This is a genomic window from Nostoc sp. (genome assembly GCF_036919575.1).
Classification (GTDB): Bacteria; Cyanobacteriota; Cyanobacteriia; order Cyanobacteriales; family Nostocaceae; genus Nostoc.
This window is the reverse complement of the sequence record NZ_JBALBY010000068.1, coordinates 34,087-61,027: the sequence shown is the minus strand read 5'-3', so window position 1 is coordinate 61,027 and position 26,941 is coordinate 34,087. Positions and strand designations below refer to the sequence as shown.

Below are 26,941 nucleotides of genomic sequence, written 5' to 3'. Positions count from 1 at the left end.
GATTGACGCTTACACCCAACAAATATGGGCTTTATCGTCTTAAGTTGACACCAATGAGCATTGCTGTGCCCCTACAGCATGGTCTATTTACGATCGCAGGATAGTTAATAAAAGCCTGAAACAACCTATTTTAGCTACTGCATATCATGATGCATTTGTACACTGCGTAAGTCCTATATTAGATGCCTGGTTTAGCACACCTTTTTCTGATGATGAGTGGAATCTGCTGCAAATGGAGCGGATTAGACAGCTAGAGCAAATGGGATCAAAAATTTAAACTCAAAAATTCGTTGACAAGGCTTTGATACTCATTAATGGAGCTTGGAACTCCATTAGGGACTGACAAATAAAAAAACATCCCAAATTTTCTTGTGGGATGGGTGTCCTCACCCGTCCTATATTCAGGGCGGGCTTTCCTGCCCACCCCACAAGATGGATAATTTATTTCTTTGAAGTCCCTTAATGAGTCTTTGATACTCATTAATGAACCTCAGAACGCCATTAATGAGTCTTTGATAATCAACGCGGATGGATTAACCACGACCCCAGTCGCGTTCGCGCTCATAACGAAGGTTATTTTCACGACGAATGTTGCGAAGATTATTCTCGCGGTCATAGCGGCGATAATTCTCGCGGTCATAGCGGCGATTATTCTCGCGCTCATAGCGATAGTTATTATCGCGGTCATAGCGGCGATTATTCTCGCGCTCATAGCGATAGTTATTATCGCGGTCATAGCGGCGATTATTCTCCCGCTCATAGCGATAGTTATTGTCACGAATGTTGCGAAGGTTATTCTCGCGCTCATAATCACCATCTCTATGGTAACGACTCTCACGTTCGTGGTTATCATCATCGTTGTGATGATAGCTGTAGTTATCTAACTCAGCAAGATAAGACACTGGTGCTTTCGCATCAGCTTTTGGAGAAATAGCCAAAGCTGAAGCAGATGCTATCAAGCCGGCCAGAAAAATTGAGGTAAAGCGGTTCATGATGTGAGTCGCAAGTTGTTGATAGAAATTTATGCAAGTCTAGTCTGTTTAGGAAGAGCAGATTCCACAAGTCTTTGAATCAATCCTATCAATGTTGACTAACTCGAAAAGTTTTCTTGAGTGCGGTGATTGAGAAAAGTTTTGTTGTCTGTGATACTTTCTGACTTTCTACAGGGAGCATCTCAATGAGTGTAAAAAGCCTTGTAAAACCTCACCCCAACCCTCTCCTTACCAAGGAGAGGGAGCAAGAATCTTGTTTATAAGAAAAAACCTCACCCCGCCGAAATTTATGAACTCATCGAAAGATGTGCCAAAGTGGTGAGCCAGGCGCTAATAGTGGGTTTCCCGAAAAGAGAGAAGAGTGGTTTATTTGAGCAATCTTAGACCACTGAGGGTAACTAACACTGTGGAACCTTCATGCCCAATGACGCCAATAGGTAGGTTAATATTTCCCAGAAAGTTGCCCACCAAAAGCAATATAATAAAACCCAACGCTACGAATATATTCTGTTTGACTATGGCTTGCGATCGCCTACCCAAATGTATCGCCACGGCAATTTTTTCTAACCTGTCTGCCATCAAAACTATATCTGCGGTTTCTAATGCCACATCACTCCCAGATATTCCCATCGCTATACCTACAGATGCTTGCGCTAAGGCTGGTGCATCATTGATCCCATCGCCTACCATTGCCACAGTTTGATATTCTTGCTGTAGACGGCGGATCACATCCAGCTTATCTTCTGGTAAAAGTTGAGCATATACTCGATCAATTCCGACTGCTTTGGCGACACTGTGAGCAGTTTCCTGATTATCCCCGGTTAACATGACAATTTGCTCAATTCCCAGTTTCTTTAACCGGGTAATGGTTGCGGCTGCTTGCGATCTTACTTCATCTGCGATCGCAATTACACCCATCACATCAAATCCGGCTCCCCTCCCTGCAAGCGGGGAGGGGTTGGGGGTGGGGTTCTTCGCTACCCAAACCACAGTTTTACCTTCTTGCTCTAAAGATTGAGCCATTTCTCGCAATTCTTCAGGTAAATTTGTGACATACTTTTGCACAAAAACGGCATTCCCGACAATTATCTCTTGTTCTTGGGCGATTCCGACAATTCCCTGTCCAGGTATAGCTTGCACTTGAACTGCACCAACCCAATTTAAATCACCCTTCGGGTTCAACAGTTTCGACTCGACGGGAACCGCCAAGACTCGAACTGTTTCACCAGCCGCCTGCACAATTGCCTTGCCGATGGGATGTTCTGAAGAAGATTCTACACTAGCTGCGGCTTTTAATACATCTGCGTGAGTGTATTCACTAGCTGGAATTACCTTGTATACCTGCAACTGTCCTGTTGTTAAAGTACCAGTTTTATCAAATGCGATCGCTCTAACTTTGCCAATCTTCTCCAACTGCGCCCCATTCTTAAACAAAATCCCCTGTCTTGCACCATTGGCGATTCCCGAAAGCAGCGTGGGCATAATTGCCGCCATCAGCGCACAGGGAGAAGCTACCACCAGGAAGGTAAGGGCGCGATAAATCGTCGTTTCCCAATCCCAACCCCAAAGAAATGGCGGCAAAATTGCCAGTAATATCCCAGCTACTACAATGACTTTGGCATATCCTCGTTCAAAGCGATCGATAAACTCTTGCGAAGGAGGTGCTTGAGTCTTTGCCTGTTCTACCAAGCGAATTACACGCACAATTAAACTGCTTTGCGCTGGTTTGTGTACCTTAATTTGCAATGCACCATAGCCGTTAAGTGTGCCGGCAAATACTTCTGCACCGACTGTTTTCTCTACAGGTAAAGACTCGCCTGTAATTGCAGCTTGATTGAGGGTGCTGTAACCAGATAAAATTATTCCATCAGTCGGAATTAGCTCTCCAGGTTTGACGACAATCTCATCACCTACTTTTAGGTGACTAATGGAAACTTCCTCTTCCCTTCCGTGATGTAAAACCCTTGCTGTATCTGGTGTCAGGCTCATCAAACTGCGGATACTCCGCTCAGTTCGCGCCATTGCATAGCCTTCTAATGCGCCACTGATGGCAAAGATGAGAATCAAAATTGCCCCATCAATAATTAGATGATATTCTCCTCGCCATAAGCCAAGGCTAGCAGCACCAATGGCCGCCACAATCATCAGCAAATCTACATCGAGTTCTTTTTCTTTGAAAAGGGTAGTCAATCCTTCCCGCGCACTTTCGTAACCACCAATCACATAAGCAGCAGGTAGCAGTAGCAATGCCAATCCCAAAGCGCCAAGATGTAAGGCGAACCATCCGAGAAATAGCAGTAAGCCACACAAAAGGGCTGCTACTGTATCTGCGTGTTCTCTGGTGAATTGGGTGAAACGTTGGGGGTAGAGCATGAGAGGTGAATTAACAGGGACTCTCTCACCTTAAACCTTGACATTAATGTTAATGTCAAGGTTTATAATGATTTTGAAACGCAAAGGGGCGCTGAGGGAAGCGCAGAGGTACGCAAAGTAAAATCTTTGTATATGTTATTGGAGCGTTTTTAAAGAGGGGGATGTGGGTAAATGAGACTATTTAACTGTTACGTTTAAAATTGCACTAGGAGAAAAAATCTATGCTAAAGCGAATATATATTGATAACTTTCGCGGCTTGGTAAATTTTGAGATGAATTTTGACTCGATTAACCTGTTTCTTGGTGGGAATGGAACAGGTAAATCAACAGTTTTTGAGGTTTTGCGGAAAATTAAAACTTTTGTAAATGGTGACGAAAAAGTAGAAGGGATTTTTAAATCTGCTGACTGTACTCGCTGGCAGACTTTGCAAGTTCAGCGTTTTGAGCTAGAAATTGCTGGAAATGGTGGTAGTTATAAATATGAATTTGCTATTAGACATAATCAAGATAAGAGTCATGTTGAATATGAGCATCTCTGGTTTAATAATCAAGCTTTGCTGAAGTCTGAGGGTGGCGAAGTTCAACTTTTTAGCGATGATTATGAAGAGGTCGCAAAAGCTCCATTTCCTTCACCATTAGGATCTTTCCTATGGTTATTTACGGGAGATAGTGACAGTACAAAGTTGGCCTGGTTCACAAAACGTATGCAGCGATTCATTATTGTACAAATTATTCCTAGTCTTATGCTTGAGGGCAGTGAAAAGGAAGAAATTCATCTAACTTCGAGAATGGAAAATTTTGTTTCTTGGTATCGCTACATTTCCCAAGATCAGGGTAAAGTTGCTGAACTGATGAACATTCTAAAAAATATATTAGATGGGTTTGTAAGTTTTAAATTTGAACAGTTCAGTGAAAATTATCGAACTCTAAAATTAAGATTTTCAACAGATAAAGATAAAACAAACATTCGTAAGCCTGATGAGAAAATAGCAATCTTCGTGCCCAAAAGAAATATCGAAACTTGGATACATTATTTACGAACAGGAGAAGTTGTTGAAGAAGAAGCAGAAAAATCCAAATATCCAAAATTCCCTAAAAATGAGGCAATTTGTAAACCCGGTGTTGAACAATTAGCAAACCAATGTTCTCAAGGGAGTTTAGATGAAAAGGCACCGCCATCTCTTCAAGCGGCTTGTGAAGAGTTACAAAGACTTTTACCGTTATTAAATAACTTATGAATGCTGGTTGCTTAACTATTAAAGAACTTACCGATGCAGTTGGCGGCGGTTTAACTCCGCGCATGGTGCGACATTACCATCAATTGGGACTGCTACCGCAACCAGTGCGATCGCGCAGCAATTACCGTCTCTACACCAAAAAAGATGTTCTCAGATTGCAACGGATTGTCGCACTCAAGCAGCAAGGGTTTCAGCTAAACCATATCCGTCAGATTTTGGAGGTGGAACCAGAAGCCGAAACAACTGTTAACCTCATGGGACAACTTCAGCAGCAATATCGGGCGGTGATGCAACAAATTTCCCAATTGCGGCAAACTGCATCAGCATTAGAAGGATTATTGGGGCGCGATCGCCATTGTCAAATTATCCAGGCGGAAGTTTTGGCGCAACTCAAGTTACTCGATGTCGAAACTCAAGCCGGATTGGGGGGATTGGAAAATCTCTGGAGTGGCTTGGATGCCGAAATTCATACCCACTCGGAAGCTTTTACCGAATCGCTACAACGTTTACTACCTGATTTGTCTAACCGTTCGGAAATTGAACAGCACTTAATTTCTCAATTGGTTTTGGCTTCTGGCGATGTCAGTTTGGTATCCTTTATCAAATTGAGTCGAGGTGCGATCGCAGCTAGTCGAGAAGCCCTATCTTCAAGTTGTCAAATTGTAGTCGATACCCAAACGGTTGCTGCTGCTTTGGATCAAACCCGATTACTTCACTTGGGATGCCACATTGAAACCTTAATTGATAACCCCCATATTACCACTGCTACAGAGGCGGAACTTGCATTTTGGCAACATCGAGAATGGCGAGAAAAATTGCAGCAAGTAAGTCAGGGTTGCGTGCTGGTAGTTGGTTATGCTCCCTCAGTACTTCTGGAAGCATCAATTGCGATCGCTAACCAGAAAATTCAGCCCGCATTAGTAATTGGAATGCCCATTGGCTTTAGCCATGCTCCCGCAGCCAAGCGACAACTGATGCAACAAGCGATACCTTATATTACAGTTGAAGGGACTTTGGGAGGTGGCGCTTTAGCTGCAACTGCCCTAAATGCCTTGGTGGAGTCACTGATTGATAAGCCAGATTGTCATTGTTATCTCAAAGATGTAGTAGATTCTGCTGAGTACTGAACAATGAGTACTCAGTTCAGGGACAATTGTTGCAAATCCCTTAGACAGGAGGATACTCACTACTCAACACTGGCTCAGAACTCAGCACTACTGAAAATAATATTGTTAAATAATATTGAATTTGCTACACTTTACCAGTTTTAGTTATTCAATAATTCATAATTGCGGGCGGGACTAACTTGGTATAAGTTGCAATTTGACACTCCCTGGTTTAAAGATACAGGGATTCTTGGTTCAACGAGACCACTTAAACTAGATTCCTTGCGTTATCTAGCCCAGAGGTGGGACTCTCCACAAGCGTTAACTTTCCGAGTGCCCCTCGGTAGTTGCATTGCTGCAAGTCCTGTTTAGCTTGAAACAATTTGTTTCACAATTCTGAGTCGTCTAGCTCCTATGAATCTTTTACTTACTGCTAGGAGGAAACTAGAAAAATGCAGTAGAACCGCATAGATGAGGCAGTGCGGTCTTAGGGTTTCCCCAAGTAGAGCAACTGCCGTTCAGTTTTCAAGGTTCAGATTGCCGCTAGGCAGTTGGGTTTTTATACAGGTTGATTACCTTTCCTGTTATGCTCATTTTAACGCACAAAGACTACAATTAGTCGGACAATTAAGAATATAAATTATCATGCTATACAACCTACAGCGAAGTATAAATCAACGTAAGTGCGTTAGAAGTAATTAGAACTAAAGATAACTCAGATGTATAATTAGCGCGTCTCCTCCATAATCTTTAAAAAGAGAGCGACTTAGGATTGGCAGGCTTTCTATTTTTTACTTTAATCAAGGGCATATGTGGCAACAAGAAAAAAAAGATACTTCAATAGTCAGGCTGGTATTATGGGTTGCCTTAGCTACGACCCCGATCGCAGCAACTCTGGTGGGATCTGCACCGATGCTGGCACAATCTAAACCTGAAGCTCCCTCTTTTTCGCTGCCGCAAACGGTGCAGAATGGGACGACAGTGCGGATTGACGGTTCAAGTAGCTTGGCCCCAATCAACCAAAGCCTGAAAGAAAGTTTTGAAAAACAGTTTTCTGGCACAAAGGTTGAAATTGCTGCTAACGGCACTGATACGGCACTGAAAGATTTATTAGATGGCAAAATTGACATAGCAGCAATCGGGCGTGGATTGACACCAGCAGAAAAAGCCCAAGGACTAGAGCAAGTTCGCTTGCGCCGTGAGAAAATTGCGATCGTGGTTGGTGCAGATAATCCTTTCAAACAAAGCTTGACCAGTAGACAATTCGCCCGTATTTTCCGGGGAACAATTACAAATTGGTCACAACTGGGAGGGACTCCAGGGAAGATTCGGGTAATCGATCGCCCGAACACGAGCGATACTCGTGAGACTTTCCGTGCTTATCCAGCCTTCAAGGGTGCTAACTTTACTACAGGAAGCAATGCTACCCAACTAACTGAGGATAATACCGCAGAAATCGTCAAACAACTAGGCAAAGACGGCATCAGCTATGTGTTAGCTAATCAGGTGTCAAAGTTAAAAGATGTGCGAGTTCTGCAATTACATCAAACCTTGCCAAGCGATCCTAAATATCCTTTCTCGCAACCTTTAGTTTACGTTTACAAAAAAAATCCCAGCTTAACCACAGTAGATTTTCTCGGCTTTACCCTGGCACCCCCAGGACAACAAGCTATAGAACAAGCTAGAACTACTGAAGCAGAAGCGATCGCAACCAGCGTATTACAACCTGCTGTCACGGCTTCCCCTAGTGTCCAGACAACACCTGCTGCTACGCCTTCCCCTAGTGCGACTTCTGTATTTGGCGATCAGCCCTTTGTGGCTGCTCCTGAACAAAAGAGTCCAATTGTAGACAAGAAAACACCATTGTGGTTGCTGCTACCTTTGTTTTTTATTCCTCTAGCTGGAGGGTTACTATGGTGGGTTGTGGTAAAACGCCCATTGCCTACTGATGAGAAAACAGACAACTTACCAGAATCAAATCCTCATCCACCCAGTACAGAAGATGGAGAAACGGCGGCGCTAAATGCCAGCACAGCTCACTCTGGTAACGGAGCAATGCATGAGGAACAGCCAGTACCGCACTTTCAAGAGCAAGAAACCCCCGATCGCACTCCTTTCAACATCTATGCTCAAACACAATCCGACCTGACCGAGAACGCGACTCAGGGGACATCAAATTTCGTACAAGAGGCAACTAATGGTACTTCTAACCTCTATGAAGGCACAACATCAGGCGTAGCTACTAATGGATCAGAAAATAACAACTTGGGAGCCGCAGCTTTAACGGGTGGTGCGGCTCTAGCAACGGGCATCGGGGCAACTACCTGGTCTGCTTTTAGCAACAAAGAAACAGAAAAAGACGCGATTGATGATACAGTCGAGCTAAATAATTATATGGAGACAAACCCTCCTGAGTCCGATCAAGTTGCATGGGAGATAGAAGCCCCGGCAGCCGTAGTAAATAATTCATATCCTCACCTGGCTAATCTTCCAGAAGAGACATCTGATGTGGAACTGCCTTCATCTGACGTGACAGCCCCACTCCCGGAATTACCAGATGTGTCAGAAATAACATCTGATTTTGGATATTGGGACACAGAAGTTAGTGAAGATCGGATAGATGAGGAACTTCAGGCAGAATTGAACTGGCTAGAGAGTATCACCTCAACTGATGATACAGCCTCAGTAGATGAATTGTCTTTATCAGAGTCTGGCGAACTGGCAGCCGATGTGGAACCGTCAGAGGCAGAAACAGCCTCACTGCTAGATTTGCCAGAATTCCCAGAAGATGCCTTGAATGTGGTCGCGGACGAGGCCGAACCCACTCTCAATTTGCTAGAGGAGGAATCGCAAGCAGAACCGACTGTTGGGGAAGGTGTTGCTGAAGCTGACTCCACAGATTTTGCTGCTGCTGCGGCTTTAGCAGCAGGCGCAGGGATTGGAGCCTGGGCTACCACTTTGGCATCAGATGCCCAAGGACAACCTAATACTACAGTTGACAATGTGCCGATTGCAGCCGAAACAGCTATTGATTGGGGAGATGCAGAAGAAGAGAGCAGTATTCTGCTGACACCGCATACTGAGACATCGGCTCATGTCTCTTGGGAGATTTCCGAAACCAAAAAAGCATCGCTGCAACAGCAGGGCGGCTCTCAATTAGTAGTGCGACTGTATGATGTGACTGGGATAGATTTAAGTTATCAAAGTCCTCAGATTGTCCAGCAGTATGAATGTGAGGAGACAGCACACGATCGCTTTGTGGAAATTCCCATCAGCGATCGCGATTACATAGCTGAAATTGGCTATGTCGCTTATGGCGAACACTGGTTACTCATTGCCCGTTCCGCGATCGTTCATGTTTTCAGTTCTGTTCATCCAGATCCCATCGTTGATGATGTGCCGCTTGCGGATGAAACAGCTATTGATTGGGGAGATGCAGAAGAAGAGAGCAGTATTCTGCTGACACCGCATACTGAGACATCGGCTCATGTCTCTTGGGAGATTTCCGAAACCAAAAAAGCAGCGCTGCGGCAACAAGGCGGCTCTCAATTGGTAGTGCGGCTCTATGATGTAACTGGGATAGATTTGAGTTATCAAAGTCCTCAGATTGTCCAGCAGTATGAATCTGAAGAGACAGCACACGATCGCTTTGTGGAAATTCCCATCAGCGATCGCGATTACATAGCTGAAATTGGCTATGTCGCTGATGGCGAACACTGGTTACTCATTGCCCGTTCCGCGATCGTTCATGTCTTCAGTTCTGTTCATCCCGATCCCATCGTTGATGATGTGCCGATTGGGGATGAAACAACTATTGATTGGGGAGATGCAGAAGAAGAGAGCAGTATTCTGCTGACACCGCATACTGAGACATCGGCTCATGTATCTTGGGAGATTTCCGAAACCAAAAAAGCAGCGCTGCGGCAACAAGGCGGCTCTCAATTGGTAGTGCGGCTCTATGATGTAACTGGGATAGATTTGAGTTATCAAAGTCCCCAAATTGTGCAGCAGTATGAATCTGAAGAGACAGCACACGATCGCTTTGTGGAAATTCCCATCAGCGATCGCGATTATATAGCTGAAATTGGCTATGTTGCTGATGGCGATGCCGAAGGCGGTAAACTACGCTGGTTATTCATCGCCCGTTCCGCGATCGTTCGTGTCTTCAGTTCTGTTCATCCAGATCCCACAGTTGAAGAAGAGAGCCGTATTGTGCTAACATCGCGCACTCCCCAGTGGGCTGATGTCTCTTGGGAGATTTCCGAAACTAAGAAAGCAGCACTGCAACAACAGGGCGGCTCTCAATTGGTAGTGCGGCTCTACGATGTGACTGGGATAGATTTAAGTTATCAAAGTCCTCAGTTTGTCCAGCAGTATGAATGTGAAGAGACAGCACACGATCGCTTTGTGGCTATTCCCGTCAGCGATCGCGATTACATAGCTGAAATTGGCTATATTGCTGATGGCGATGGCTGGTTATTCATCGCCCGTTCTGCGATCGTTCGTGTCTTCAATCCTGTCCATCCAGATCCCACAACAGATCCCACAGTGGAAAATGTAGCGTTAACAAGCGAAACAGCTATTGGCTTGGTAGATGTAGAAGAAAAGAGCAGTGAAGAAGAGAGCCGTATTGTCCTCAGACAACGCACTCCCCAGTGGGCTTATGTTTCTTGGAAGATTTCCGAAACTAAAAAAGCAGCGCTGCAACAACAGGGCGGCTCTCAATTGGTAGTGCGGCTCTATGATGTGACTGGGATAGACCTGAGTTCTCAAAGTCCTCAGTTTGTCGAGCAGTATGAATGTGAAGAGACAGCACACGATCGCTTTGTGGAAATTCCCGTCAGCGATCGCGATTACAGAGCTGAAATTGGCTATGTCGCTGATGGCGATGGCTGGTTATTCATCGCCCGTTCTGCGATCGTTCATGTCTTCGGTCCTGTCCATCCAGATCCCACAGTTGAAAATGTAGCGTTAACAAGCGAAACAGCTATTGGCTTGGTAGATGGCCAAGAAAATAGTAGTGAAGAAGAGAGCAGTATTGTGGTGACACCCCGCACTCCCAAATGGGCTTATGTCTCTTGGTACATTTCCAAGACTCAGAACGAAGCGCTGCAACAACAGGGCGGCTCCCAATTGGTAGTGCGGCTATACGATGTGACTGGGATTGACTTGAGTTATGAAAGTCCGCAGCTTGTCCAGCAATATGAATGTGAAGAGGTAGCACGCGATCGCTTCGTGGCTATTCCCGTCAGCGATCGCGACTACATGGTTGAAATTGGCTATATTGCTGATAGCGATCGTTGGTTACTCATCGCCCGTTCACCTAATGTTCGGGTTTTCAGTCATGCTCAGGAAGATTTTTGGTTTGTGGCAGATGCTGAGTTGATTATTCACGGAGCAACCCAACCAAACACAACCGTAAACATTGGTGGTCATACCATCAAAATCAAACCCGATGGTACTTTCCACTTACGTCTCCCCTTTTCAGATGGTTTAATGGACTATCTGATAACGGTAGCTGCTGATGGGGAATCGACTAGAACTATCCATAAGAAGTTCTCCCAGGAAACTTCAGAAAGCTAGTAATTACCTTGATTTATCCCCTCTAACCTTATTCTCCCCTTTTAGGGGGAATGGGGAGAGGGTTATTCAAAGTCTCTCTCCTTTTAGGAGAGAGAAATAGAAGTGAGGTTTTCCAGATTATGCTTATACCATATCTTTGTGAGGCTGCGCCAAACCCTTTTAACTTCTTTCTTTCTTTCTTTCTTTGTGACGGCAGTCGCTACAACGGGGGGAACCCCCGCAACGCGCTGCCTCTCCTTTGCGTCCTTCTCCCAAGGGGAGACGCTAACGCGAATGCGGTTCGTTTTTCTTTCTTGTACTTATGGTTTAGCGCATCTTCATACAGAATTGGTATTAATTGCCCGGACATGATATGACTTGGGCGAACTTTGAGGAAAGTATCAGAAGTTCCTGTAAAGACAAAGGTTGGAATTTTGGGAATCGCCATAATAATTAACTCTTAGATTATTAATAATTTAGAAAATTTAAACCTAAGAAGAGAGCCGCTACAGTTCCGGCAACAGAAATTTCTCCCTGAATAATTTTATCTAAAACTGATTCTACGGGAATTAATATAACTTCAATCTCTTCGGTAATATCTAGTTGTTGCTCTCCAACTTGGCTCACATTTTCTGCTAAAAATAAATGTATTTGATTCGTATCTTTACTCGGCTTATCGTATAGAGTTCCGATTTTTCTAAATTCTTGGGGAATATAACCAGTTTCTTCTGTCAGTTCTCTAATTGCTGCTACTTCTGCACTCTCTTTTGTGGGATCGAAATTCCCAGCTGGCAGTTCTAATAAAAATTCACCTACGGCGTGTCTATATTGCCGGACAAAAATAATTTCTCTACTACTATTTATAGGTAAAACCATCGCAACATCAGGCTTAATACTGACAAAATAATCATCGATAATTTGACCATTGGGCAATTCTATTTCATCTTGCCTGACCTTACACCAGTAATGATCTAAGACCATTTTTGATTTTAAAGTTTTCCATTTTTTTAAGTTGATCATAAATTAAGTAACAAATAAAATTTTGGATAAAAACTCTGTAATGAATGTAAAAAAGTATAACAGACACGTCCGATAATCTAAACTTTGAACTTACACTGACTTTTGATATAACATAAGATGCGGAATAACTATGCAAATAAATGTAAATTTATTTACAGCAAAAAAAATTGTAGGTTGGGTGGAGGCTTTGCGTAACCCAACATCCTGATATATGTTGGGTTGCGCTCCGCTCCACCCAACCTACGTCTACTTACACTGACTTTTGTCATAACATAAGATGCGGAATAAGTATGCAAATAAATGTAAATTTATTTACAGTCAACAAGAGATTTCCGTTGACCATTAGTCGCGGCACAACGGCACAGACAACGAATGTATGGGTGCGGATCTCACATGATGGCATCGAAGGCTGGGGGGAAGCATCGCCATTCGGTGTAGGTAATCATCGGCAATCAACTGATACGATCAAAGATGCTTTAGAGCAAGTTGTGCCACTATTGCAAACATTCAGCCCCTTACAGAGACAGCAAATTGAGCAAGTTTTAACACAAACTCAGGTTCCTTCTGCTGCAAGAGCTGCCTTGGATATGGCAATGCACGACTGGTTGGGTAAGCGCGTCGGATTACCCTTGTGGCAAATTTGGGGACTCGATCGCAATCAAATAGTCCCGACTTCAGTCACAATTGGGATTAATTCGCCTGAAGGTGCCAGGGCGAGAGCGCGAGACTGGTTACAATTTACTGATGTCCGCCTTTTCAAAGTCAAGCTAGGTAGTCCAAATGGCATAGATGCAGATAAAAAAATGCTATTAGCAGTGCGAGAAGAAGCACCATTACCAGAATTATTTGTTGATGCCAACGGGGGTTGGAGTTTATCAGATGCGATCGCTATGTGCAATTGGCTGGCTGATTTAGGTATAAAGTATGTAGAACAGCCATTACCACGGGGGCAGGAACCAAGTTTAGCAAAACTCAAACAAAACTCTCCCCTGCCCATCTTTGTCGATGAAAGTTGCTTCATAAGTTCAGATATTCCCGATTTGGCAAATTACGTGGATGGCATTAATATCAAACTGATGAAATCAGGGGGACTAACCGAGGCAATGCGAATGGTACATACAGCGCGAGCGTATGGATTGCAAGTAATGTTCGGTTGCTATTCTGACAGTTCGCTAGCTAATACAGCAGCATTACAGCTAGCACCACTAGCTGATTATTTAGATTTAGACAGTCACCTGAATTTAATCGATGATCCCTTTACGGGTGCATTGCTAAAAGAAGGAAAAGTTTTGCCAAACGATTTACCAGGTTTGGGGGTACAACAGAGTGCGTCTACCACTTAATCAACGAGTAGCTATCTTGCTGCATGAAGGAACTACTGGGACTCACGGCAAAACAGGGCTAGCAATTTTACGCTACAGTGAAGCCCCAATCGTAGCCGTAATCGATCGCGAGTCTGCTGGCAAATCCCTACCAGAATTAACAGGCATCAAGCGTGATGTGCCAATTGTGGCATCGGTAGCCGCAGCCCTGGAGTACAAGCCGGAAGTTTTGGTAATAGGCATTGCTCCAACAGGTGGTGTCATACCAGATGATTATTGGCATGAAATCAAAGACGCTCTAGAAGCTGGAATGTCGCTGGTGAATGGTTTACATACACCAATGGCAAACATACCAGAGTTAAATGCACTGCTCAAACCAGGACAATTGATTTGGGATGTACGGAAAGAGCCAGCTAATATAAGTATTGCTAGTGGAATAGCACGCACCCTTCCTTGTCGGCGGGTTTTGACAGTGGGAACCGACATGGCGATCGGTAAAATGTCAACTAGCCTAGAGTTACATTGGGCGTCAAAATTACGGGGCTGGCGTTCTAAATTCCTGGCCACAGGCCAAACTGGGGTGATGTTAGAAGGGGACGGTGTGGCTTTAGATGCCGTGCGGGTAGACTTTGCCGCCGGTGCTGTGGAACAAATAATCATGCGCTATGGCAAAAACTACGACATCTTGCACATTGAAGGACAAGGTTCACTGCTACACCCTGGTTCAACAGCAACTCTACCCCTGATTCGTGGTTCGCAACCAACCCAACTGGTGTTGGTACATCGGGCGGGACAAGTTCATGTACGTAATCATCCTCATGTACTAATTCCACCTTTACCAGAAGTGATTCGGCTTTATGAAACTGTCGCTAGTGCCGGTGGTGCCTTTGCAAGTGTTCCGGTAGTGGGTATAGCACTTAACACAGCCGATCTAGATGAATCTGCGGCTGAAGAAGCGATCGCGCAAACCATCGCAGAAACTGGGCTACCTTGCACCGATGTCGTGCGCTTTGACGCCAATGTGCTATTGGATGCAGTGATGAACAATTAGGTTTTGGTTAATAACAAAGATGTAGTGCAATAATACTATAGGACTAGTGTTTGATTTTTGAAATGCACGTAGGGACCCTCTAGGCTAAAATAGTGCATTAGACGTAGACGTAGGTTGGGTGGAGCGCAGCGCAACCCAACTGATTATCAGGATGTTGGGTTACGCAAAGCCTCCACCCAACCTACAATTTTTTTGCTGGAATTGATTTTTTCATAATACAGATAACGTTACCATAACCAGGATTTCCAGTTAGTCCTTGTAAATTATTATGCTCTATATCTTCAAGCGATCCAAGCTTACTTGTCCATTTACCAGTAGGTAGTTGTCTAGCAACATGAGTTGGTATTTTATTGGAATTAGTATATATAGCTATTTTTTTAAATCCCTCTTCTAAAACATCACCTTCACAGACTTCATAGCCAAGCATTTTATATACTTCTTGAAAGGCTTCAAGCGTTTCTTCTCTAGGAATACCTGGTGGCCAGTAGTATTGATGTTGAATATCTGGCCACCACCATGTTTCATCATCTTCTGCTGCCCAAGCAATACAGTTGTAATCAATTGTATCTGGACTGCTAAGTTTGTATCCATAGACAGTGAGGTTAGGATAATTACGCTCAATGTTTTCTGTAACAAACTTAACCCAAGCGTTATTACCTACCACGTGTAGCCTCTTTGCCGACCCCACTCTAGCCAAGCTTTAGTCATCTCCTTTACCTTTCCCCTATATTCTGGAGGTACAGGATCTTCTCTGCTGATGGATTTTAATGCCCAAAACCAGTGTCCAGATTTATTTTCCAGTTCCCTAAGTAAAAGTGGGATTACAGGTTTTCCCATGCCGATAATTTGCTGGTATGCAGGGTGCATCGACATTTGGCTAGTAGATGATATCCCAAAAGTTTCTTCACGCCATTGCTTAACAAGCGCTGTAAACGTAGCTTCTATTTCTGAGATTTGCAATTCTTCCATATTGCTGCTTATCACTAAGTTAATTTTAGGCGATCGCAGTCTACCTTTTGTGTTTAGACAGAAAGCTCAAAAATTCTTCTACTACTGCCCTTGGTTGGTTGTAGCATTTCTCCGCAGGGTAGTGTTCAACGCAGAGAATTCCTGATTTTTTAAACCAAGCATCCTTTTCTTTATCCTTCTCATACCTGTCTGGGTGAAAAGAAATCTCTAATATTCCGAATGTTCCGTCTAAACACACTAAAAAATCTACTTCCCGGTGATCTTCATAAATATTACCTGTTTCATGCCTGACAGCTAGAGGTAGTGGAAAGAACAATACACCTTTCACTTCTAACTCTTGTGCAATTCTAATTTCAGACTGCGACGCAAATTTCATCTCATTATAAATGATAGGCTCTCTACCTTTTCGGGCAAAAGCTTTCTCTGTAATAAGTCCTTGATTCAAGTCTTTTGATTTGGCTATCAGAAATTTAATAGTCTTCTGCCAATTCTCTTCTACATCTAGTAACTTAACTCTGTAGTGGATGGGAAAATTAGTCATATTAACCCAAATGTGACCATAAGCAATGGTCACAAAATGATGTCTGAGAATTTCCTGTGTTTTTTCTTCCTTTGTGACTAGTGAGTAGAGATGAAGTGGCAGATAGACTAAAAGTCCTGAAGTGGACAACTTATTTTGATATTCATCCCATTCAGTGTCAAATTCTAATTCAGCATCAACAATAATTGCTGCATAGTCGTTCCAGTAATCATTAATTAAAGCTTGAACCCAAGTTCGATGTAATTTTTCTAACAATTCCGAATCTTGCATCAAAAAATATTTCAAAACATACAAATTAATACATACTATATCCCTAACCTAATCCAGTTACAAAATTGATTTCATAAAAAATCCCCCACCATTGCGGCAGGGGATTTTTATTACTTATCTACAAAACTAGCAGCCGAATTAACCGAACTTACCAGCAGTAGAAGCAATCAAGAACGCGGCGTAAGTCACGATGTAGCCAACAGTGAAGTGAGCTAGACCAACTACACGAGCTTGAACAATCGACAGAGCCACGGGCTTGTCTTTCCAGCGAACTAGGTTAGCTAGAGGAGTGCGTTCGTGTGCCCAAACAAGGGTTTCAATCAACTCTTGCCAGTAACCTCTCCAGGAGATTAAGAACATGAAGCCAGTAGCCCAAACTAGGTGTCCAAACAAGAACATCCAAGCCCAGACAGACAGGTTATTCACGCCGTACGGGTTGTAACCGTTAATCAACTGAGCAGAGTTAGCCCAGAGGTAATCGCGGAACCAGCCCATGAGATATGTAGAGTTCTCATTGAACTGAGCGACGTTGCCTTGCCAAATACCTAGATGCTTCCAATGCCAGTAGAACGTAACCCAACCAAGGGTGTTCAGCATCCAGAATGTAGCGAGGTAGAAGGAATCCCATGCTGAGATGTCGCAAGTACCGCCACGACCGGGGCCGTCGCAAGGGAAGGCATAGCCGAAGTCCTTTTTATCGGGCATCAGCTTAGAACCACGGGCATCCAAAGCACCTTTGACCAAGATCAAGGTGGTGGTGTGCAGACCTAAAGCGATCGCATGGTGTACCAAGAAGTCGCCAGGGCCAATTGTCAAGAACAGGGAGTTAGTACCAGCATTGATGGCATCTAACCAACCTGGCAACCAAACGTTAGCGTAGTTTGGCCATGCTGTGTAAGCAATACTATCTGGGTTAGATAGTAAGGTGTCTAAACCGTACAGTACCTTACCGTTAGCAGCTTGGACGAATTGAGCAAATACTGGCTCAATTAAGATTTGCTTTTCAGGAGTACCGAAAGCAACTACTACGTCGTTGTGGACATACAAACCAAGGGTGTGGAAGCCCAAGAAAAGGGATACCCAGCTGAGGTGGGAAATAATCGCTTCTTTGTGCTGAAGTACACGTTCAAGAACGTTACCCTTGTTTTGCTCTGGGTCGTAATCACGTACCCAGAAGATTGCACCGTGAGCAAAAGCACCAAGCATCAGGAATCCAGCAATATACTGGTGATGCGTGTACAACGCTGCCTGAGTTGTGTAGTCCTTCGCAATAAATGCGTAGGAAGGCATGGAGTACATGTGCTGCGCTACCAGGGAAGTAATAACACCTAACGCTGCTAAGTGCCATCCCAATTGGAAGTGCAAGGAGTTGTTATAGGTGTCGTAGATACCTTGGTGAGGTAGGTTGAACGGACCTTCAACAGGAATGCCAAAGAAACTCTTGGCATTTAAGGCTTCCTTGAGACTGTGACCAATCCCAAAGTTTGTCCGGTACATGTGACCAGCGACGATGAATAAAACTGCGATCGCTAGGTGGTGATGAGCTATGTCAGTCAGCCACAAAGCTTCTGTCTGAGGATGGAAACCACCCAAGAAAGTCAGAATTGCAGTTCCTGCACCTTCGGATGTGCCGAACACATGAGCAGGAGTGTCAGGATTTTGAGCGTAAACAGCCCAGTTGCCTGTAAAGAATGGTGTCAAACCGGCTGGGTGGGGTGGGGTATTCAGGAAGTTATCCCAACCTACGTGCTGACCGCGAGCTTCGGGGACAGCAACGTGAATTAAGTGACCAGCCCATGCCAAAGAACTAACACCAAACAAACCTGCTAAGTGGTGGTTCAAGCGATGTTCAGCGCTCTTAAACCAGGCCAAGCTGGGACGGTACTTGGGTTGCAAGTGCAGCCAACCAGCGAACAAGAATACAGCCGCGAATAACAGCAAGAACACTGAACCGTTGTACAGTTCGCCGTTCGTCCGCATTCCGATGGTATACCACCAATGGTATAGACCAGAGTAGGTAATGTTTACCGGATTGCTAGCGCCAGCTTGGGTAAAAGCTTCGATCGCGGGTTTACCAAAGTGGGGGTCCCAAATCGCATGGGCGATGGGACGGATGTGAAGGGGATCTTTAATCCACTGTTCAAAGTTACCTTGCCAGGCTACGTGGAACAGGAGGCTGGATGCCCACAGGAAGATGATTGCCAAGTGACCGAAGTGAGTTGCGAAAATCTTTTGGTAAAGATTTTCCTCTGTGATGCCATCATGGGTTTCAAAATCGTTGCCTGTAGCGATCGCATACCATATCCGACGAGTCGTCGGGTCCTGTGCGAGATCCTGGCTAAATTTTGGAAATTTTGTCGCCATAGGTTAAACAAATCCTCTGACCTTTAGCCATCAAATACCAGCTTTACAGGAGTTAGGAGTAGAGACGCGATTAATCGCGTCCTTACTGGAGTTAGGAGTTTTGAATCTAAAAATTACTTCTTAAACTCAGCACTCAGCACTCATAACTCATAACTCAATTCTGCTGATTTCTACCCTACTGAAAGGATGTGTGCATGGAAGAACGCCCAAGTTGTGGCAATTCCTCCTAAGAGGTAGTGAGCTACCCCTACAGCCCGTCCCTGAATAATGCTCAGAGCGCGAGGCTGAATTGCTGGTGCTACTTTCAGTTTGTTATGCGCCCAAACAATGGACTCAATCAGTTCTTGCCAGTAGCCGCGACCACTGAACAGGAACATCAAGCTGAATGCCCAGACAAAGTGAGCGCCTAAGAAGAGTAGACCATAGGCAGATAGCGCACTGCCATAGGAATTGATGACTTGTGTAGCTTGCGCCCACAAGAAGTCACGCAACCAACCGTTGATGGTAATAGCACTTTGGGCAAAGTTACCACCAGTGATGTGAGTCACATTCCCGGCTGCATCTACGGTTCCCCAGACATCTGATTGCATCTTCCAACTGAAGTGGAAAATTACAATCGATATGGAGTTGTACATCCAGAAAAGTCCGAGGAATACGTGATCCCAACCAGAGACTTGACAGGTACCGCCACGACCAGGACCGTCGCAGGGGAAGCGGAAGCCCAGGTTAGCTTTGTCTGGAATCAGACGAGAGCTACGGGCGTATAGCACACCTTTGAGCAGAATTAGGACGGTGACGTGAATGGTGAAGGCGTGAATGTGGTGAATTAGGAAGTCCGCTGTGCCCAAAACAATGGGTGCAGCTGCCACTTTTCCGCCAACAGCCAAAATACCGCCGCCAAAGACATAGCTAACTGGTTCTAGGGCATTAGGTGCAGTTGTACCAGGAGCCAAGGCGTGGATATTTTGTATCCACTGGGCAAAAACTGGCTGCAATTGAATCCCTGTATCAGAGAACAAGTCTTGAGGACGACCCAATGCGCGCATTGTGTCGTTGTGGATGTAAAGTCCAAAGCTATGGAAGCCGAGGAAAATAGACACCCAGTTTAGATGGGAAATAATCGCATCCCGGTGACGAATTACCCGATCCAGCACGTTGTTTTGGTTCACAACTGGATCGTAATCTCGCACCATGAAGATTGCAGCGTGAGCCGCTCCACCCACAATCAAGAAGCCACCGATCCACATATGGTGAGTGAATATGCACAACTGTGTAGCGTAATCAGTTGCCAAGTATGGATAGGGGGGCATCGCGTACATGTGATGCGCGATGATGATGGTCAGCGAACCCAAGAAGGCCAGGTTAGTAGCCAACTGAGCGTGCCAAGAGGTGGTCAGATTTTCGTAGAGACCTTTGTGACCTTCACCGGTGAAAGGACCTTTGTGGTTTTCTAGGATCTCTTTAATGCTGTGACCAATACCCCAGTTGGTACGGTATTGATGACCAGCAATGATGAACAGGACTGCGATCGCTAAATGGTGATGGGAAATATCAGTCAACCACAAGCCGCCTGTTACTGGGTTCAGACCGCCCTTGAAGGTGAGGAAGTCAGCATACTGACCCCAGTTCAAGGTGAAGAAAGGTGCTAAACCAGCAGCAAAGCCAGGGTACAACTCGGTCAACAAGTCTTTGTTCAAGATGAACTCGTGGGGCAAGGGTATGTCTTTGAGAGCAACGCCTGCATCCAAAAGCTTGTTGGTCGGTGCGGATACGTGGATTAAGTGACCTGCCCATCCCAAGGAACCACAACCTAGCAATACTTGCAAGTGGTGATTTAGCATCGACTCCACATTCTGGAACCATTCCAGTTTGGGAGCGCGTTTGTGGTAGTGGAACCAGCCGGCAAATAGGAATAAGCCTGCTAATACCAAGCCACCGATCGCAGTTACATAAAGCTGGAAGGAGTTTGTAATCCCCCAGCCACGCCATACTTGGAACAAACCGGAGGTGATTTGAATACCGTGGAAACCACCGCCAACATCACCGTTTAAAATGTCTTGTCCAACAATAGGCCAAACGACTTGGGCACTAGGCTTAACGTTCAACGGGTCGGTTAGCCAAGCTTCGTAGTTGGAAAACTTCGCGCCGTGGAAAATCATCCCGCTCAACCAAATTGTCACTACGGCTAAGTGGCCGAAGTGGGCTGAGAATATCTTCCGGGAGATGTCTTCTAAATCGCTTGTATGTGTATCAAAATCATGGGCGAGTGCGTGCAGGTTCCAAATCCATGTGGTGGTTTTTGGACCTCTGGCTAAGGTTCTGTCAAAGTGTCCAGGTTTTGCCCATGCCTCGAATGAGGTTGGAACCGGGTCGTTATCGACGATTACTCTTGCCTTCTTTTCCTCTCGCTCCGGAGGACTTATTGTCATTCGACCTCCTCTCTTGATCAGGAATGAGGAATCATGGATACCACAAAGTAAAGTTTAGTCGCATACTCCAGAATTTTTTTGCTGAAGCCGCGATGAAGACCCGATGTGGATTGTTGTTTCTCGTTGAATTATAGAGTCTTCACTTGTACTTTGTTGGAGATATTTTAACAATAATTCAAACTTGCTCGAATATTGCTGAAATTCCTGCGTAATCTGGCTTTTAACTTCAAACTCTTTGTCCAAAAGTCAATAAATTCTCCATTTAATTTACAAACTATAACAATTCTTAAAATTTATGGTTTGGCTCTATGTAGCCGATGTTCCAGCTTTTACTGGTGTTACTCGTGAATATTTGTGTCATATTTCAATTGTCATAAGTAAAAAGCTGTAAATAAGATGATTTTTTTTAAATTTCCACTAGACGCTGTAGGGGCAATTCATGAATTGCCCCTACTAAAAATCAGGGTTTCGGCTATTGTTTGCGTATGTCCTGACAGGAACACTTATTGGATGTGAGGCAGATTTCACCTTTTGGGCTATGTTCCCTATGGACAGTTTGAGCCAAAATAATCTAGTCAATTGTCGAAGACTATCGCTGGGTGCAACGCATGAACTCGTGGCAGAAAAGGGTATTAGAAAAGTTCCTCCCTGAGAGGTTCTCGATTCTCAGGTGGGTAATGACATTGTTGCTGGTATTAAGCTTGACCAGCTGTGGCGAGAAAGCTGGCAGCCAGGAAGTATCTACTGGCTATAGAGAAAATCCCCCACAGATTTCTCAAATTTCCAAGCAATTTTCGGAAATTTCCCCACCTGCTGTTATTCAAGAACTGCGATCGATTTTGGAAGTTTATCAGCCACAAGTGACAATTGTTACTCCACAACCTGATGAAGTTTTCCAAGATAACAAAGTCACAGCCAGCTTTCAGGTAAAGGATTTACCAATATTTAAAGACCCAGAATTACAACTTGGGACTCATCTACACGTAATTCTGGATAATCAACCTTATATTCCGGTTTACGACCTGAATCAGCCCTTGGTTTTGCCAGACTTATCCCCAGGTACTCATACCCTGCGCGTCTTTGCCTCCCGTCCTTGGGATGAAAGCTTCAAAAATGAAGGCGCTTATGCCCAGACAACATTTCATGTCTTCACCAAAACCGACGATAATAATCCCGATCGCAATCTACCCCTGCTAACTTACAACAATCCTCAAGGTAGCTACGGAACAGAACCAATCTTACTGGACTTTTTCCTAACTAATGCGCCCCTCCACCTCGTCGGGAAGGAAAACGCTAACAACGAATTTAGTGATTGGCGCATCCGTTCCACAATTAATGGTGAAAGCTTTATTTTCGATCGCTGGCAAGCAGTTTATCTCAAAGGCTTCCGTCCAGGAAAAAACTGGGTAAAACTGGAATTTCTCGATAACCAGGGAAATCCTCTCAAAAATGCCTTTAATACTACAGTTAGATTGATTGACTACCAGCCAAAGGGTAAAGATACTCTGTCGAAAATTACCAGAGGAGAACTTACAGCAGATGAGGTGCGCGGCATTGTAGACCCGAATTATAGGCTTGCACCTAAACCTACACCCACGCCATCGGTTGAAAAAACACCCCAAATACAACCGAAGGTAGAAAAACAGCCTATTCCTGAAACTGAAGTTCCAAAAGAATCCAAAACACAGCCAGAACAACCAAAATTAGAAGTTCCAACGGCTGTACCATCTCCCACCTTGTCCCCTACACCACCAGAGATTATTGAGTCTCCGATACCAGAACTACAGCCAGAGGTAACGCCAACTCCTGAATCAACGCCGTTACCTGAAAAGGTTATACCTCAGCCAACAAAACCTAGATTTGGTGGATTTTTTAACCGTGGGGCTGGTAAAGTCCCCACACCACAAACACCAATTGCACCATCTCCTAGTTTGCCACCCACGCTGCCAGAGATTATTGAGTCTCCGACACCAGAAATAATTACGCCAACACTAGAACCACAGCCAACGGTAACGCCAACTCCTGAATCAACGCCGTTACCTGAAAAAGTTGCGCCTCAGCCAACAAAATCTAGATTTGGCGGATTTTTCAACCGTCGAACGGGCAAGACACCTACTCCACAAGTAACAATTGCACCATCTCCTAGTTTGCCACCGACGCTGCCAGAGATTATTGAGTCTCCAGCACCAGAAATAATTACGCCAACTCCTGAATCAACGCTGTTACCTAGAACAACCGCTCCCGATTCAGAAAAACCAGAATCAACCAAAAACACTCAACTGCAACTCTTGCGCTAAAGTTTCAACAAATGCGATCGCTCCTACAGGATTTCCGATATTATCCAAGGCTGGACTGTAACAAGCGATCGCTCCCTCACTTGGTACTATTGCTACAAGTCCACCACCAATCCCTGATTTCATCGGTAGACCAATTCTGACTGCAAACTGGGCAGAAGCTTCGTATAGTCCACAAGTTAACATCAGAGCGTTGACAATCCGGCGGTTTTGTGCTAGCAAATAGCCATTTTCAAAAGCTAGGAGTTTTCCTAACAGGGCTAAATCTTCAACTCGCCCACATATACAGCATATTTCCTCGTAGGTGTCAAGTGCTGTTTCAATATTTTCTAGATGACCGGCTTCGGCGAGATAATTAGCGATCGCTTGATTAGCTGTTGAAGGTGTTAATCGTACTGAGGCCAGCATTACCTGATCTAACCTTAATTGGCAACCTGCTAATTGGTTGAGCCATTGACAAAATAAAAAAGTGCGTTGATTAGCGTCCTTTCCTGGTAATTTATCAGAGAGGGTAATTGCGCCACTATTAATCATCGGATTGCGGGGGTGGCCGCGATCGCTAACTAATTGTTCTAAAGAATTGAAGGGTGCATCCGATGGTTCCACCCCAACCCACCCAAAAACTGTTTCTGCGCCAAAATGTTCTAGCAGATAAAGTAGAGAAAATGGCTTAATCACGCTCATTAGCGGGAAAACACAAGCTTTATCCCCAAAACTGATGGTTTTACCAGATTTACAGCAGATGTGAACTGCAAACCAACCAGGATCAGCTTTAGCTAATTGGGGAATGCGATCGATAACTTTTCCGTGTTCAGCTTTAGTTTTCGCTTGTTGTACCCAAGCTGACAACTCTGTAGTCGTTAGTCTGTCAAGTCTTTTCAAAAGTGATATCCGGTAAAACCATTTCTAGTTTATAAACTCGCTGTAATATTTTCTATCGTTACTGATGGTAGATTGATAAGAGTTAACAGTATATCGACAACTTCACTAAAAGAAGCTGCACTCTTTAAATTTGCTGATTCTACATAACCAAATCCATAGGAGGCGTGAATAAAATCAACCCCTGCTTTCATAGCTGCTAATCTATCACTTTCTGTATCTCCAACATAAATTGCCTTTTTCAAGCTATTACGCTGACAGATTGCAATAATATTTTCAGCCTTGGGTTTTTGAGTTCTGCCAAAACACTCTGAGTCTACAAATATATCCCTAAAAGTTTTGTTTGTATTACTACTGCTTAAAGGCATAGAAAGAAATACCTGTAAGTACCAATACTCACAATTGCTAACTAAAAACAAGGGAAACTGACTGGACAAAGTATCTAAATATTCTGAAACTCCCTTGTATAAAGTTCCACCTCTAGTTTTTATCTCTTGCTTTTCACAGTCTTCTATTAAAAGAGAAAACTTATCAATATTTTCCTCTTCTATATCTGGAAAAATATTTTTTATACATTCTCTAAAAGGAAGACCACTTACCCTATTAATATCATCCTCAGTAATAGGAGTTCTCGGAATATTACCAATCTTAATTGCTTGATTCCAAGCATCTGCACATATACTAGATATATTCCAAAGAGTTCCATCAAGATCAAATATTACCCCAACCATATATAACTCCTAAAAGAAACTAAGCAATTTCAATCCCTATGCTACTAGTAGTCTGTCAATAAATAATTGATGGAAAAATTACCTGTAGAGACGGCGATTTATCGCGTCTATCTACCCGTCAAAATGAATTTGACAGACTACTAGCCAATGTCAAAGGCAGATTTCAAAGCATATCTATTTTACCAATCATTTTGTTCTAAATTTAAAGTTAAACGAATAAGCTAACTTTAGCAAAGGATACTTTATGATTCCCCGTGTCAGAGCGCCAGAATTACCACAAGATTACTATTGGCTCAACACCGAGAAACCCTTATCTATTAAACAATTAAAGGGTAGAGTCGTAATTTTAGACTTTTGGACATACTGCTGTATCAATTGTCTGCATATTCTACCAAACCTGAAATATTTAGAACAAAAATATAAAGATATTCTTACCGTTATTGGCGTACATTCTGCCAAATTTGACAACGAAAAGGAAACAGAAAATATTCGCCAAGCTATCCTGCGCTACGACATTGAACATCCAGTTGTAGTTGACAGTGGTTTTCGGATTTGGCAAGAGTATACAGTGCGTGCTTGGCCTACGTTAATAATTATTGATCCAGAAGGTTACGTGATTGGTCAGATTTCTGGTGAAGGAAATCGTGACACTTTAGACGAGTTGATTCAAAAGTTAATTCACCAACACAAAGGTACAATTAATTTCCAAGAAATCAGCTTGACTTTAGAAAAACAGCGTCAACCATTAATCACACCTCTAGCTTTTCCTGGTAAAGTTCTAGCTACTCCAACAGGTTTGTTCATCGCTGATTCTGGACATCACCGCTTAGTTATGAGTAGCTTTGACGGGGAAATTCTGCACTTAATTGGTACTGGAAAATCAGGTTTAATTAATGGTGCTTTTCACGAAGCGCAATTTTTTGCACCGCAGGGAATGGCTTATGATGCCGAAAATGAGATTCTTTATGTTGCTGATACAGAAAATCATATCCTGCGGCGAGTTGATTTAAAGCGTCAAGTAGTGGAAGCGATCGCGGGAACTGGTGAACAAAGTCGCAATATCCGTCCTCATGGCGGTGCTGGTTTAGAAACCGCGCTGAATTCCCCTTGGGATTTAGTGAAAGTGGGAAATACCTTGTTTATTGCAATGGCTGGACCGCATCAAATTTGGCAAATGGATTTGGAAACTGGCATTATCAAAACTTATGCTGGTACTGGTGCTGAAGCGTGTATTGATGGTTCACTTACTGAATCTGCCTTTGCTCAACCTAGTGGTATTACTAATAATGGGCAAGAATTATATATTGCTGACAGTGAAGTTAGTTCAATTCGTGGTGTGGGAATTGTAGAACCGTACCAAGTGCGAACTATTTGCGGTAGTGGGGATTTATTTGGTTTTGGTGATGTAGATGGACAAGGTGAAGATGTCCGTTTGCAGCACTGTTTAGGAGTGGAATACGCCCAGAATTTTCTGTGGGTGGCAGATACGTATAACCATAAAATTAAATTAGTTAGTTCCACTGGAAATTGCCAAACAGTTTTGGGAGATGGTTCTGCTGATTTACAAAATGGTCAAGGTAAGAATAGCCGCTTTTTTGAACCTTCGGGATTGAGTGCTATGGATTCATATTTATATATTGCTGATACCAATAACCACGCTATCCGCCGCGTAGATTTGGATACTTTTGAGGTGACAACGCTAGAGTTTCTTGGGTTATGTGCGCCAGATGTTTGTATTCCGCCGAATTTATAAAATGATAACCTCACGTAAAGGCGCAAAAAAAACTCTGGGACTATAAG

General features: G+C 43.9%; 17 protein-coding genes. 7 read left to right on the top strand and 10 right to left on the bottom strand.

Annotated elements, in window-relative coordinates:
* Positions 1-533: 533 nt before the first annotated feature.
* Together V7K27_RS18695 and V7K27_RS18690 are read right to left on the bottom strand one after the other, a co-directional pair.
* Entirely contained in the window at positions 534-959 is a 426-nt protein-coding gene (locus V7K27_RS18695) for a hypothetical protein (protein WP_334949581.1), read from the bottom strand.
* A 399-nt stretch (positions 960-1,358) separates the two neighbouring features.
* Entirely contained in the window at positions 1,359-3,365 is a 2,007-nt protein-coding gene (locus V7K27_RS18690) for a heavy metal translocating P-type ATPase (protein WP_334949580.1), read from the bottom strand.
* Between the two features lie 221 nt (positions 3,366-3,586).
* Between V7K27_RS18690 and V7K27_RS18685 the strand changes: the two genes are divergently transcribed.
* The 3 genes from V7K27_RS18685 to V7K27_RS18675 all read left to right on the top strand — a co-directional run bounded on the left by V7K27_RS18685 (position 3,587) and on the right by V7K27_RS18675 (position 11,292).
* A complete protein-coding gene (locus tag V7K27_RS18685) occupies positions 3,587-4,603 on the top strand; it encodes an AAA family ATPase (RefSeq protein WP_334949579.1) in 1,017 nt (338 codons plus the stop codon).
* Complete coding sequence (locus tag V7K27_RS18680) at positions 4,600-5,730, top strand: precorrin-8X methylmutase (RefSeq protein WP_334949578.1); 1,131 nt, start codon at positions 4,600-4,602, stop codon at positions 5,728-5,730. The genes V7K27_RS18685 and V7K27_RS18680 overlap by 4 nt, the downstream gene beginning before the upstream one ends.
* A 789-nt stretch (positions 5,731-6,519) precedes the next feature.
* Positions 6,520-11,292 (top strand): DUF4912 domain-containing protein, encoded by a 4,773-nt coding sequence (locus V7K27_RS18675; protein ID WP_334949577.1) that lies wholly within the window; start codon positions 6,520-6,522, stop codon positions 11,290-11,292.
* A 447-nt stretch (positions 11,293-11,739) separates the two neighbouring features.
* On the opposite strand, the gene V7K27_RS18670 is transcribed toward V7K27_RS18675, so the two are convergent.
* A complete protein-coding gene (locus V7K27_RS18670; protein WP_334949576.1) occupies positions 11,740-12,291 on the bottom strand; it encodes an NUDIX hydrolase in 552 nt (183 codons plus the stop codon).
* A gap of 290 nt (positions 12,292-12,581) precedes the next feature.
* On the opposite strand from V7K27_RS18670, the gene V7K27_RS18665 reads away from it, so the two are divergent.
* Together V7K27_RS18665 and V7K27_RS18660 are read left to right on the top strand one after the other, a co-directional pair.
* The gene (locus V7K27_RS18665; RefSeq protein ID WP_334949575.1) at positions 12,582-13,634 is read left to right on the top strand and encodes a dipeptide epimerase; all 1,053 of its coding nucleotides are present in this window, start codon (positions 12,582-12,584) and stop codon (positions 13,632-13,634) included.
* Positions 13,618-14,664, top strand: coding sequence for a DUF1611 domain-containing protein (locus V7K27_RS18660; RefSeq protein WP_334949574.1), 1,047 nt, complete (start codon positions 13,618-13,620; stop codon positions 14,662-14,664). The genes V7K27_RS18665 and V7K27_RS18660 overlap by 17 nt, the downstream gene beginning before the upstream one ends.
* A gap of 181 nt (positions 14,665-14,845) precedes the next feature.
* Here V7K27_RS18660 and V7K27_RS18655 read toward each other — a convergent pair whose 3' ends face one another.
* From V7K27_RS18655 to psaA, 5 genes are all read right to left on the bottom strand, one after another.
* Positions 14,846-15,328 (bottom strand): DUF7689 domain-containing protein, encoded by a 483-nt coding sequence (locus V7K27_RS18655; RefSeq protein WP_334949573.1) that lies wholly within the window; start codon positions 15,326-15,328, stop codon positions 14,846-14,848.
* On the bottom strand, positions 15,322-15,633 hold the full coding sequence (locus V7K27_RS18650; RefSeq protein WP_334949572.1) for a hypothetical protein: 312 nt from the start codon (positions 15,631-15,633) through the stop codon (positions 15,322-15,324). Before V7K27_RS18650 ends, V7K27_RS18655 begins: the two co-directional genes overlap by 7 nt.
* A 40-nt stretch (positions 15,634-15,673) precedes the next feature.
* Positions 15,674-16,429 (bottom strand): hypothetical protein, encoded by a 756-nt coding sequence (locus tag V7K27_RS18645; RefSeq protein WP_334949571.1) that lies wholly within the window; start codon positions 16,427-16,429, stop codon positions 15,674-15,676.
* Between the two features lie 153 nt (positions 16,430-16,582).
* Positions 16,583-18,808, bottom strand: coding sequence for a photosystem I core protein PsaB (gene psaB, locus V7K27_RS18640; RefSeq protein WP_334949570.1), 2,226 nt, complete (start codon positions 18,806-18,808; stop codon positions 16,583-16,585).
* Between the two features lie 170 nt (positions 18,809-18,978).
* Entirely contained in the window at positions 18,979-21,237 is a 2,259-nt protein-coding gene (gene psaA, locus V7K27_RS18635) for a photosystem I core protein PsaA (protein ID WP_334949569.1), read from the bottom strand.
* 608 nt (positions 21,238-21,845) lie between these two features.
* Here psaA and V7K27_RS18630 point away from each other — a divergent pair.
* On the top strand, positions 21,846-23,534 hold the full coding sequence (locus tag V7K27_RS18630) for a hypothetical protein (RefSeq protein WP_334949568.1): 1,689 nt from the start codon (positions 21,846-21,848) through the stop codon (positions 23,532-23,534).
* Here the strand turns inward: V7K27_RS18630 and glsA are convergent.
* Both glsA and V7K27_RS18620 read right to left on the bottom strand, forming a co-directional pair.
* A complete protein-coding gene (gene glsA / locus V7K27_RS18625; protein ID WP_334949567.1) occupies positions 23,499-24,413 on the bottom strand; it encodes a glutaminase A in 915 nt (304 codons plus the stop codon). The genes V7K27_RS18630 and glsA overlap by 36 nt on opposite strands.
* 29 nt (positions 24,414-24,442) lie before the next feature.
* Positions 24,443-25,141 carry an HAD family hydrolase gene (locus V7K27_RS18620; RefSeq protein ID WP_334949566.1) on the bottom strand — a complete coding sequence of 233 codons (699 nt, stop codon included), beginning with the start codon at positions 25,139-25,141 and terminating at the stop codon, positions 24,443-24,445.
* A gap of 244 nt (positions 25,142-25,385) precedes the next feature.
* On the opposite strand from V7K27_RS18620, the gene V7K27_RS18615 reads away from it, so the two are divergent.
* Complete coding sequence (locus V7K27_RS18615; RefSeq protein ID WP_334949565.1) at positions 25,386-26,894, top strand: thioredoxin-like domain-containing protein; 1,509 nt, start codon at positions 25,386-25,388, stop codon at positions 26,892-26,894.
* Positions 26,895-26,941: the final 47 nt, after the last annotated feature.